Source organism: Streptomyces sp. NPDC002018 (genome assembly GCF_042890865.1).
Lineage (GTDB): Bacteria > Actinomycetota > Actinomycetes > Streptomycetales > Streptomycetaceae > Streptomyces.
The window spans coordinates 153,289-162,830 of record NZ_JBIASO010000020.1 but is presented as its reverse complement, the minus strand read 5'-3'; the positions used below and the strand labels follow the sequence as shown (position 1 = coordinate 162,830).

Annotated in this window: 9 protein-coding genes, 2 tRNA genes, 1 pseudogene and 1 CRISPR repeat array; of the genes and pseudogenes, 8 read left to right on the top strand and 4 right to left on the bottom strand. The window is 69.7% G+C overall.

Annotation, left to right across the window (positions count from 1 at the left end):
* Positions 1-446: 446 nt before the first annotated feature.
* Positions 447-829 (bottom strand): annotated as a pseudogene (locus ACFYYH_RS27995) (CYTH domain-containing protein); the annotation flags it as partial.
* Between the two features lie 199 nt (positions 830-1,028).
* Here ACFYYH_RS27995 and ACFYYH_RS27990 point away from each other — a divergent pair.
* From ACFYYH_RS27990 to ACFYYH_RS27955, 8 genes are all read left to right on the top strand, one after another.
* A complete protein-coding gene (locus ACFYYH_RS27990) occupies positions 1,029-1,925 on the top strand; it encodes a peptidoglycan-binding protein (protein ID WP_388556492.1) in 897 nt (298 codons plus the stop codon).
* A gap of 58 nt (positions 1,926-1,983) precedes the next feature.
* Positions 1,984-2,241 (top strand): hypothetical protein, encoded by a 258-nt coding sequence (locus ACFYYH_RS27985; RefSeq protein WP_388556489.1) that lies wholly within the window; start codon positions 1,984-1,986, stop codon positions 2,239-2,241.
* Complete coding sequence (locus tag ACFYYH_RS27980) at positions 2,241-2,771, top strand: hypothetical protein (RefSeq protein ID WP_388556487.1); 531 nt, start codon at positions 2,241-2,243, stop codon at positions 2,769-2,771. Before ACFYYH_RS27985 ends, ACFYYH_RS27980 begins: the two co-directional genes overlap by 1 nt.
* A 279-nt stretch (positions 2,772-3,050) precedes the next feature.
* Entirely contained in the window at positions 3,051-3,782 is a 732-nt protein-coding gene (locus ACFYYH_RS27975; RefSeq protein ID WP_388556484.1) for a GntR family transcriptional regulator, read from the top strand.
* 351 nt (positions 3,783-4,133) lie between these two features.
* Complete coding sequence (locus tag ACFYYH_RS27970) at positions 4,134-4,310, top strand: hypothetical protein (RefSeq protein ID WP_388556481.1); 177 nt, start codon at positions 4,134-4,136, stop codon at positions 4,308-4,310.
* Positions 4,307-4,558, top strand: a complete 252-nt coding sequence (locus tag ACFYYH_RS27965) for a hypothetical protein (RefSeq protein ID WP_388556478.1) — start codon at positions 4,307-4,309, stop codon at positions 4,556-4,558. The genes ACFYYH_RS27970 and ACFYYH_RS27965 overlap by 4 nt, the downstream gene beginning before the upstream one ends.
* A gap of 84 nt (positions 4,559-4,642) precedes the next feature.
* Positions 4,643-5,560, top strand: a complete 918-nt coding sequence (locus ACFYYH_RS27960) for a radical SAM protein (protein ID WP_388556476.1) — start codon at positions 4,643-4,645, stop codon at positions 5,558-5,560.
* An 8-nt stretch (positions 5,561-5,568) separates the two neighbouring features.
* Positions 5,569-5,856, top strand: coding sequence for a hypothetical protein (locus ACFYYH_RS27955; RefSeq protein ID WP_388556473.1), 288 nt, complete (start codon positions 5,569-5,571; stop codon positions 5,854-5,856).
* A 161-nt stretch (positions 5,857-6,017) separates the two neighbouring features.
* On the opposite strand, the gene ACFYYH_RS27950 is transcribed toward ACFYYH_RS27955, so the two are convergent.
* The 3 genes from ACFYYH_RS27950 to ACFYYH_RS27940 all read right to left on the bottom strand — a co-directional run bounded on the left by ACFYYH_RS27950 (position 6,018) and on the right by ACFYYH_RS27940 (position 9,432).
* A tRNA-OTHER gene (locus ACFYYH_RS27950) sits at positions 6,018-6,084 on the bottom strand.
* 360 nt (positions 6,085-6,444) lie between these two features.
* A CRISPR array of direct repeats spans positions 6,445-8,366; the repeat unit is 29 nt; unit sequence GTGGTCCCCGCGCAGGCGGGGGTGTTCCG.
* A gap of 30 nt (positions 8,367-8,396) precedes the next feature.
* On the bottom strand, positions 8,397-8,939 hold the full coding sequence (locus ACFYYH_RS27945) for an NUDIX hydrolase (protein WP_388556471.1): 543 nt from the start codon (positions 8,937-8,939) through the stop codon (positions 8,397-8,399).
* Positions 8,940-9,359: 420 nt separating this feature from the next.
* A tRNA-Lys gene (locus ACFYYH_RS27940) sits at positions 9,360-9,432 on the bottom strand.
* Positions 9,433-9,542: the final 110 nt, after the last annotated feature.

The window sequence follows — 9,542 nt, the reverse complement described above, 5'->3', positions numbered from 1 at the left end:
CGCTCCCACTCAGCATCGCTCAGATCACCCCGCCCCATGCCCACACCAACGACCCGCACACGAAGCAGTCACATGATCGACCGGACAAGTCCTAGTAGGTCCATGTCGTTGGCGAGCCATCCGTGACGCAGCACCCGCACGACCGGCCTTGGAACAAATGAGACAGACATCGTCCGTCACGGCGCCATCGGCGAAAACGTGCCCACCGCCCGTGCACCAGGCGCCGCTCGAAGCGGCCTCCTGCGCGAGTATGTGTACAGACGGGCCTCGGTCTGGGCGGGCGGCCTGCTTGGAGCCTGCGGCGAGCGTCGCCTCGACGTGGCCGATCACTCATCCGTGTCCACGGACGCACTGCTTTTCTTTGTTCTTCGAAGCTCGGCCTGGGAAGTGGGACATACGGGTGGGCCGTCGTCCTCGCTGGGCGCGGCCCACCTGCTGCGCATCAGTTACTCCGTGAAGAGCAGCGTTGGCTCGGCGAGGATGTCGCGGTTCAGTTCGCTCTTGTAGATGAGGTCGATGCTGCCGTAGCGGGCCTGTTGTAGTCGAAGCCGAAGGCGGCGACCGCCTTGCGGACCGCTTCTTCCGAGGGGCCCTCGATCTCGATGAAGGTGGGGAGATCGGGCCAGGTGTCGAGGTCGTAGGTGATGTCGCCGAGCTGCCACTCTTCCCGGTAGTTCTGCTGGTACCGGACCTGGCGCAGTCCGAGGGCGGTGAGGAGCTCGGCTGTCTTGTCGAGGTCGTTGACCTCGATCTCGATCTCGGTGGTGCCGTTGATGGTGGTGGCGTCGCTGACCTGTTTCAGGGTGAGGGTCTTCTTGCCTCCCTCGTCGTAAGCCTGCTTCGAGACTGGGGCAGCGACAACATCCTGATCGCGGCTTCGGCAGGCACGCCTACCAGCCTCCACATCGAGGACATCGGTGCCGCCGACACGGTCACCGGCGCACAGTCCATCACCTGACCCGCCCGCACCCCCGAGCCCCGCGCCGACCCGGCCGGGGCTCTCGTCATGCCCCGGAGAGGGGAAACCCATGGCCACACCCCTGACCGCCGACCGGCTACTCAAGGCCCTCAGAGACGAGGGCCTGAAGGTCGTCGAGGTCGGCAACTGGAAGACACACAACCGCAACCACAAGGGCGCCTGGGGTCCCGTGCACGGCGTGATGATCCACCACACCGTCACGAAGGGCACCGACAGCAGCGTCCGCCTGTGCAGGGACGGGCACTCCGCCCTGCCCGGCCCGCTGTGCCACGGCGTCATCGACAAGGACGGCGCGGTCCACCTCGTCGGCTACGGCCGGGCCAACCACGCCGGGCTCGGTGACGACGAGGTCCTGCGCGCCGTGATCGGCGAATCGGCGCTGCCGCCGGACCGCGAGGCCAACACCGACGGCAACCGGCACTTCTACGGCTTCGAGTGCGGCAACATGGGCGACGGCAAGGACCCGTGGCCAGCCGCCCAGTTGGAGGCGATCGAGAAGGCCGCCGCAGCGATCTGCCGCGCGCACGGCTGGGATGCGGCCTCGGTGATCGGGCATCTGGAGTGGCAGCCCGGGAAGGTGGATCCGCGCGGGTTCTCCATGGCGTCCATGCGGGGCCGCGTCGACGTCCGCCTCGACGGCCCGGCGGCGGGGAAGCCGAAGCCGCCTGCGCAGCCGAAGCCCCCGGCCAAGCCGAAGCCGCCCGCGCGGCCGGCGTTCCCGGGGCGCGGCTACTTCGGGCCGGGCCAGAACAACAGCTACGTCACCAAGCTCGGCGAGCAGCTCGTCAAGCGCGGGTACGGCCGGTTCTACAAGGTCGGCCCCGGGCCGCGCTGGGGCGACGCGCACCGCCAGGCGACCGCCGCGTTCCAGCGGTCCCACGCCCAGCTCAAGGGCGACGCGGACGGGCTGCCCGGACCGCTGACCTGGCACCTCCTCTTCGCCTGACCATGACCTGCGTTACGCAGGCCATGCCCTCCGACCTGCACCAATGAAGGGATTCACCATGTCCGACTTCGAGCTGCCCAACACCGACACCGTCATCAAGACCGTCAAGACCTACGGCCGCGACCTCACCGAGCGGATCCTGTCCACCACCCTCCAGGCCGGTATCGCCGGAATCGTCGTCACCCAGCCCCTGAACGGCAGCATGTGGTACGCCGCCGGATCGGCCGGAGTCGGCGCCGGACTCGCCCTCATCAAGGGCTGGATCGCCCGCTGGCGCGACATCACCAACTCCGCGTCCCTCGCCCGAGGCGTCTGATGTACGCGGCGACGGGGGCGCCGTTCAGCCGTCGCCGCGCGATCCTCGTCACCCTCGGCGCGGGCTGGGCCGGATACGGGGCGCTCGGCATCCTCGCCAACCCCCGCTCCGGCACCACCCAGATGCTGGACGTCATCAACCGCTGGGTCCCCATGGCCGCCCTCGGCTGGCTGTGGGTGGCGGCCGGTACGGTCGCGATCGTGGCGGGCTTGCTGGTGCGCTGCCCGCGCTGGCAGGCCGCCGGCTTCACCGGGCTCGCCGCGCTGGCAGGCCTGTGGGCCGCGGCGTTCACCACCGCGGTGCCGCAGTATCCGACGGCGTCGGGCTCGGCGTGCATCTGGGTGGCGCTCGCACTGGCCATCGTGTGGCTGTCGGGTCTGGACGACCCGCCGCCCGCACGTCTACGGAAGGGGCGGAGTGGACATAGGTGCGATGGCGGCGGCCGGGGTGGCGCTGCTGGTGAGGCTGCTGACGTGGGGCCTGTCCCGGGCCACGAACCGGCGCAGCGATTTCACGACGATTGCCGGTGAGCTGCGGCAGGACCTGGCGGCGGAGCGCGTGCAGCGGAAGCTGCTTACGTCGTTCGTGATGGACCTGCTCAAGTGGGCTCAGCGGGTGGAGCCGGACACTCAGGCCGGGCCGCCGCCGGACCCGCCCGTTGATCTGGATCTGACGCCCTGGCGGCGATGACAGCGCCCCGCTCTCCTCCGGGAGGGCGGGGCGCTTTCGCATGCCGAGGTGGGTTGACCTCTACGGGCGTAACCCCTCAACATGCCAGGTGGACCAGTCCACTAGTCAGGGGAAGAGCAATGGCACTGCCCAAGTACGACCAGATCGCAGGCGACTTGCGAGGCAAGATCGTGCGCGGCGAACTCGCGGCGGGCCAAGTGCTGCCGTCTGAACGGGAACTGACCGAGCGCTGGAAGGTCTCGCGCGCCACCGTCGTCAAGGCTCTGGATGTCCTCCGTCAGGAAGGCCTCATCGAAACCCGCCAGGGCACCGGCTCCCTGGTGAAGGAGCGCGTGCCGCTGGCCCGGACGGCGGGCGAGCGCTACGCCACCTCTGTCGCCACCGGGAACATCTACACGGCTGGCGAGTATGCGGAGATCCTGTCCGCCGAGCTGGTCCCCGCGCCCGAGCATGTCGCGACGGGGCTCGGCATCGAGGCGGGTGACAGCGTTGTGCGCCGTCACCGCGTCACCTTCGAGGGTGAGACGCCGACTGCCACGTCGTACTCGTGGTTCACGGCGGAGGTGGGCGAGGCCGCACCGCGGCTGCTCCTGCGCGAGCGGGTCCGTGAGGGCACGACGCGGTATGTGGAGATGCAGACCAGCCGGCGCCCGCATACCGGCCGGGATTGGTGGAGTGCTCGCCTGGCGACCGATGAGGAGCTGGAGCTTCTTCACCTGGACGGTCCGGCGGCTGTGGCGGAGGCGCGGCATGTCGCCTACGACGCGGACGGGAGGGCGCTCGCCTACGAGGTGGGCATCACGCCGGCCGGCCGTTGGGCGCGGACGGATGAGTACCCGATGGGTGGCTGATTCCCCGTCAATCCTTGCGTGAGCCCCTGCCGTTGGTAGGGGCTCTTTCGCATCCACACCTTGATCTGACTAGTCCACCGGTGGACCATGCATGTACGGGGTGTTCCTCGGGGAACGCCCACAGTTACCGCAGGGGTCTGCCATGTCCAACGAGACCGAACCACCTGACGTCGAACTCCCCGCCGTAGAGGATTTGTCCGAGCGGCAGTTACGCGGCGCGGACTGCGTGTTCTGCGGACTCCCCCCTCCGGCCGGGTGACGTCACCAACCTCGGCACCCGGCCCGTAGCGGTGCACGGGTCCTCGGCGGTCTGGTTCCCCGCGTCCATCCTCGCCACCTCCGGGAGACGCGATGACGCGCTGCACCAAGGGGCAGCACGCCGTCCCGATCGAGGACGAGGCCGGCGCCTACTGCCCCGAGCACGGCGTGACGCTGGTGTGGCACTCCCCGCCCGCCAGCGACGCCAGCGACGCCAGCCAGCCGGACACGCCCGGCGACACGGACGAGATGGGCGGCGATCAGCCGTGAACGTCCGCCTCCGCCTCGATGGCCCCAAGTCCCTCATGATGGGCGACTGCTTCCGCTGCCCGCGCCGTGGCCTCCAGACCGTCCGCGTCGGCTCGATCATCGGCCCCGGCGGCCCCGGCCACAGCGACACCGAAGTGCCGCTGTACGCGTGCCGGGCATGCGAACAGGACCTCATGGCCCAGCGAGCCGAAGCGCTGCTCTCCCCCGTCCGCCCCTACGTGCGGGCCGGCCTGCACCACCCCCACTGACCCCCGCCCCCGGCCGACGCATCCCGGCAAGGACTCCGGCCGGAGGCGGGTTACCACCCATCCACCAGAACGGGAGGCACCACCATGACTACCCGCTCAGCCTTACCCGGACGCGACACCAACTCCGACCAATCCGCCCTGGCCTTCGCCTGGCTGGAGGTCACCGGGTTCTGCAACCTCGAATGCACCCACTGCTACGCCGACTCATCCCCCCGCGGCACGCACGGCACCATGACCGCGGAACGCTGGAAGGACTGCATCGACCAGCTCGCCGCCATGGGCGTAAGTGACGTTCAGTTCATCGGCGGGGAACCCACCCTGTACCCGCACCTCACCGACCTCATCGCGCATGCGGCGCGCGCCGGCCTGGCCGTGGAGGTGTTCTCGAACCTGACGCATGTCTCGGACGAGCTGTGGGCCACGTTCGCCGAGTACCGCGTCAGGCTCGCCACGTCGTACTACTCGGACACCGCCGAGGAGCACGACGCCGTTACGGTACGGCCGGGGTCCCACAGGCGTACACGGGCAAACATCCAACGCGCGTGGGAACTCGGCCTCACCCTGCGCGGCGCGGTCATTTCAGCGCTGCCCGGACAACGGGCCGACGACGCCTTCCGGGACCTTACGGACCTTGGGCTGACGGCCGTGGGCGGGGACCACACCCGGGCGATCGGGCGAGCCGGCAAGGGCGCCCGGCCCACCGTTGCGGATCTGTGCGGGCAATGCGCTCAGGGGAAGCTCGCGATCGGCCCCGACGGGGATGTGTGGCCCTGCGTCATCGGCCGGTTCATCAGCATGGGGAATGTCCTGGTGTCCCCGCTGAAGGACATTTGGGTGGGCCCGGCGACCAGGCGGGCGCGCGCCGAGATCGAAGCCGTTCACCGGCCGCTGCCCGCGCGTTCGTGCACGCCTCCGCAGTGCCTTCCTTGGTGTGGACCATGCTCACCGTGCGCGCCCGACGCGGAGGCTACGATCGAGGTTTCCGGGCAGATCGGATCATAGGAGGCGGCATGGCGCGGACGGACGAGCAATGGCAGCGGACCGCGATGTACGTGCGCCACGCGTACAACAAGCTCAGCGTGCGTGATCTCCCGCTGTGCCTCCCCGGGGAACCGCAGGAGTGCGGCCAGAGCGCGCAGCAGCATGTGCTGCTGTGGGCCGCTGACCTGAAGGCCGCGGCCCATCACCTGATCGAGGAGTCCGCCCCGTCCCACGACGAAGCGGCCTATCACGCCGGCCCGTTGTACAAGGAGAAGCTGAACGTGCTGCGTGACAGTTCCGCGCGGCAATCGGCATAACGCGGGAGAGACAGGAGCCCCGGCCGCACACGCGGCCAGGGCTCTTCCATGTCATGATCGCCAGATCTCGGGCCAGCAGTGGGCCAGCTAATGATCTTCAAAGCCTCGTTTACGGGGACAGCCCCAGATCGGATGTCCTCTGACCTGGGGCTGAGATGTAGGCCGTGTGGGACTCGAACCCACAACCAACGGATTCACAGACCCGTTTGAGCCGTGCCGGGCAGCTCTGCGTGATTGTCCGCCGTCCAGAACTACCTGGTCAGAGCACCCCACAGTGCTACGGGAGCCACCCCAAAACGCCCCGTGCCACCCCATCCGCTCACGCATCGCTCACGCAAGCTGCCGTTCTGACCAGGCGCGCTTAACTCTTCCGATACCTCGACAGCCTCCCGACCGGGCCGGGCCGACTAACGCGACCAGGCAGAGGCGCTCGGTTGGACCCCGACTACGGAGGAGCACCATCCCACCTCGCCAGCGCGTTTCCCCAGTGATGGGGACGTCGCCACATGGCTCTGACACCATGTAGCTATGCGGACGAGCTTGGGTCAAGAAACGGCAAAGCCCCTCTAACGCCGCAGCTCAGGAAGCGTGGTCCCCGCGCAGGCGGGGGTGTTCCGGAAAAGACAGCATGACGGTCATGGGCCACCACGTGGTCCCCGCGCAGGCGGGGGTGTTCCGTCGCCGGGGGCAGTGGGCTGGTCGGGGCGGCCGTGGTCCCCGCGCAGGCGGGGGTGTTCCGCGCGGGTCGGCGCCAGCCGGGGTGTTCGCCGGGTGGTCCCCGCGCAGGCGGGGGTGTTCCGCATTCAAGGAGATCCGCGACGACCTGGGCAAAGTGGTCCCCGTGCAGGCGGGGGTGTTCCGGGGGTGGGTTCGCCAGGGGTGTGGATGAGGTGGTGGTCCCCGCGCAGGCGGGGGTGTTCCGGCTTCAACCTCGGCATCATCGACGACCCCTTCGTGGTCCCCGCGCAGGCGGGGGTGTTCCGTAGCGGGTGTTGACGCCGCAGTTGTCGACGATGTGGTCCCCGCGCAGGCGGGGGTGTTCCGAGGGCCGGATCGGCTTCGCCGACATCGGCGACGTGGTCCCCGCGCAGGCGGGGGTGTTCCGCTGGAGTTCAGATACACCTTGTTCGGGCCCCGGTGGTCCCCGCGCAGGCGGGGGTGTTCCGAGGGCCGGATCGGCTTCGCCGACATCGGCGACGTGGTCCCCGCGCAGGCGGGGGTGTTCCGCTGGAGTTCAGATACACCTTGTTCGGGCCCCGGTGGTCCCCGCGCAGGCGGGGGTGTTCCGATGACCAGGTACGCGGCCACGGCCAGGAACTCGTGGTCCCCGCGCAGGCGGGGGTGTTCCGGACGGGAAGGCGGCGCCGGCCCCGGTGCTCCGGTGGTCCCCGCGCAGGCGGGGGTGTTCCGATCCCACGGACACGTCCCTGGTGGCGTGGACCGTGGTCCCCGCGCAGGCGGGGGTGTTCCGCTCGCACCCGAGGCGCGCGCGTTCGTGACCGAGTGGTCCCCGCGCAGGCGGGGGTGTTCCGCTCGTGCCCGCCGGTACGTCCGGTGCCTCCTCGTGGTCCCCGCGCAGGCGGGGGTGTTCCGAGCCCTGCCCGCAACAGCCGCCCCGTCCCATGGTGGTCCCCGCGCAGGCGGGGGTGTTCCGACGTGCCAGGGCACGCGGTAGGTGCTGTCGGTGTGGTCCCCGCGCAGGCGGGGGTGTTCCGCTCCGAGGGTGACGCCAACGTAGGTCGGCACGGTGGTCCCCGCGCAGGCGGGGGTGTTCCGCGGCGCCCGCTGCTGCCTCCGCCGCCGGGCCGGTGGTCCCCGCGCAGGCGGGGGTGTTCCGGCGAAGGTCCGCCGCGAGGCCCGCAAGGTCAAGTGGTCCCCGCGCAGGCGGGGGTGTTCCGCTGGGGGGGGCGGGCGGCCGGACGACGTCCGGCTGTGGTCCCCGCGCAGGCGGGGGTGTTCCGCGCGCCGTCACCAAGGCCCGCAGGCAGGTTTGGTGGTCCCCGCGCAGGCGGGGGTGTTCCGCTGGGGGGCGGGCGGCCGGACGACGTCCGGCTGTGGTCCCCGCGCAGGCGGGGGTGTTCCGCGACCTTGAACGAGACGATCAAGCTCCTGATGGTGGTCCCCGCGCAGGCGGGGGTGTTCCGGCACCAACGCTCGTATGGGTACAGCCACTCTCGTGGTCCCCGCGCAGGCGGGGGTGTTCCGGAGTCGACGCTGAGGTGGATGATCCAGTAGTCGTGGTCCCCGCGCAGGCGGGGGTGTTCCGGTCTCCGTGCGGACGTAGGCGGCCGTCGCCGTGTGGTCCCCGCGCAGGCGGGGGTGTTCCGCAAAACGGCGTGCGAGTGCAGCCGGAGAGTGAGTGGTCCCCGCGCAGGCGGGGGTGTTCCGCGTGACGAGCTCGCTGCCGTCCGTCGGGCCGTGTGGTCCCCGCGCAGGCGGGGGTGTTCCGGACGAGGTCATGGTCCTGCACACGATGCGCTGGTGGTCCCCGCGCAGGCGGGGGTGTTCCGCTTCGAGCAGCGGATGCGCGAGGCCCTCGGCTAATTCGTGGCGCCGGTTGCCTCGTCCAGCAGCAGGTACAGCAGGCCGACCAGGCTTCCGCTGCTGACCACCTCGCGACGGTCGATCATGCCGCGCATCTCGGACATCGGGATCCACTCGATACGGTCCGACTCGTTCAGTTCGGTCGGCGGGCCCGCGTAAGCGGCAGCCTGAGCGCGGAAGACGTGATGTTCCGAGTCGGTGATGCCGTTCGCCGGCTGCGCGTACACCAGAGGCTTCAGGCCCTCCACCCGCCAGCCGGTCTCCTCCTCCACCTCACGGGCCGCCGCCTGCTCCGGCGTCTCGTCGGCCTCGATCAGGCCCATCGGCAGCTCCCAGCCCCACGTGTCCGTGATGAACCGATGGCGCCACATCATCAGCACCCGCTTCTGCTCATCCACCACCGCGGCGACCGCGAGATGCCGCATCCGGACCACATGGTGCTCCCAGCGTCGGCCGTCCGGCTGCTGGACGTCCACGAGCCAGAGGTTGACCCACGGGTTGCTGTAAATCTGACGCTCGCCATGAACCGTCCACCGCATGAGCCAACTCCCCTTCGCCGCTATGCGGCTCCCAGAATGTCACTTGGACGAGAAGCCGTCTGCACTGTCAACGACTTACAGCCCGTGCGCGCGTGCTCCGGCGGTGCTCCTCCCCGCAGGCCGACCGTGGCCGCGCTGCCGCAGGCGTGAGGCCGGCCGGTGAGCCCGATGTGGGCGATGTGGGTGATGTGGGTGATGTGGGATGACGAACCGGTGTGCTCGGCAGGGAAAACCCCGGTATGCCGGCAGTGGGCGATGAGCGAGGTCATATCGTGCCCGACCCCCGGTCGCACGCGCGACCGGGGCTCTTCCGCGTGATCGTTTGCACTTCGACGAGCATCGGTGGAGCAGATGTCCGAAATGAACTCGAACATGCGACAGCCCCAGATCAGTAACCGGCTCTGACCTGGGGCTGAGATGTAGGCCGTGTGGGACTCGAACCCACAACCAACGGATTAAAAGTCCGCTGCTCTGCCAATTGAGCTAACGGCCCTCGGCTCAACACCCACGAGCATAGCCCGCCGGGGGCGGTGCGCCGATCGGGTATCCGGTCGTGGGGATGTCGTGCCTCGGTGCGGGGGCGGGAGGCGGGGGACCGGCGAG

Coding starts and splice junctions, on each gene's coding strand:
- ACFYYH_RS27985 (WP_388556489.1), top strand. CDS start 1,984: ATGTCCGACTTCGAGCTGCCCAACACCGACACCGTCATCAAGACCGTC.
- ACFYYH_RS27960 (WP_388556476.1), top strand. CDS start 4,643: ATGACTACCCGCTCAGCCTTACCCGGACGCGACACCAACTCCGACCAA.
- ACFYYH_RS27970 (WP_388556481.1), top strand. CDS start 4,134: ATGACGCGCTGCACCAAGGGGCAGCACGCCGTCCCGATCGAGGACGAG.
- ACFYYH_RS27975 (WP_388556484.1), top strand. CDS start 3,051: ATGGCACTGCCCAAGTACGACCAGATCGCAGGCGACTTGCGAGGCAAG.
- ACFYYH_RS27945 (WP_388556471.1), bottom strand. CDS start 8,939: ATGCGGTGGACGGTTCATGGCGAGCGTCAGATTTACAGCAACCCGTGG.
- ACFYYH_RS27990 (WP_388556492.1), top strand. CDS start 1,029: ATGGCCACACCCCTGACCGCCGACCGGCTACTCAAGGCCCTCAGAGAC.
- ACFYYH_RS27980 (WP_388556487.1), top strand. CDS start 2,241: ATGTACGCGGCGACGGGGGCGCCGTTCAGCCGTCGCCGCGCGATCCTC.
- ACFYYH_RS27955 (WP_388556473.1), top strand. CDS start 5,569: ATGGCGCGGACGGACGAGCAATGGCAGCGGACCGCGATGTACGTGCGC.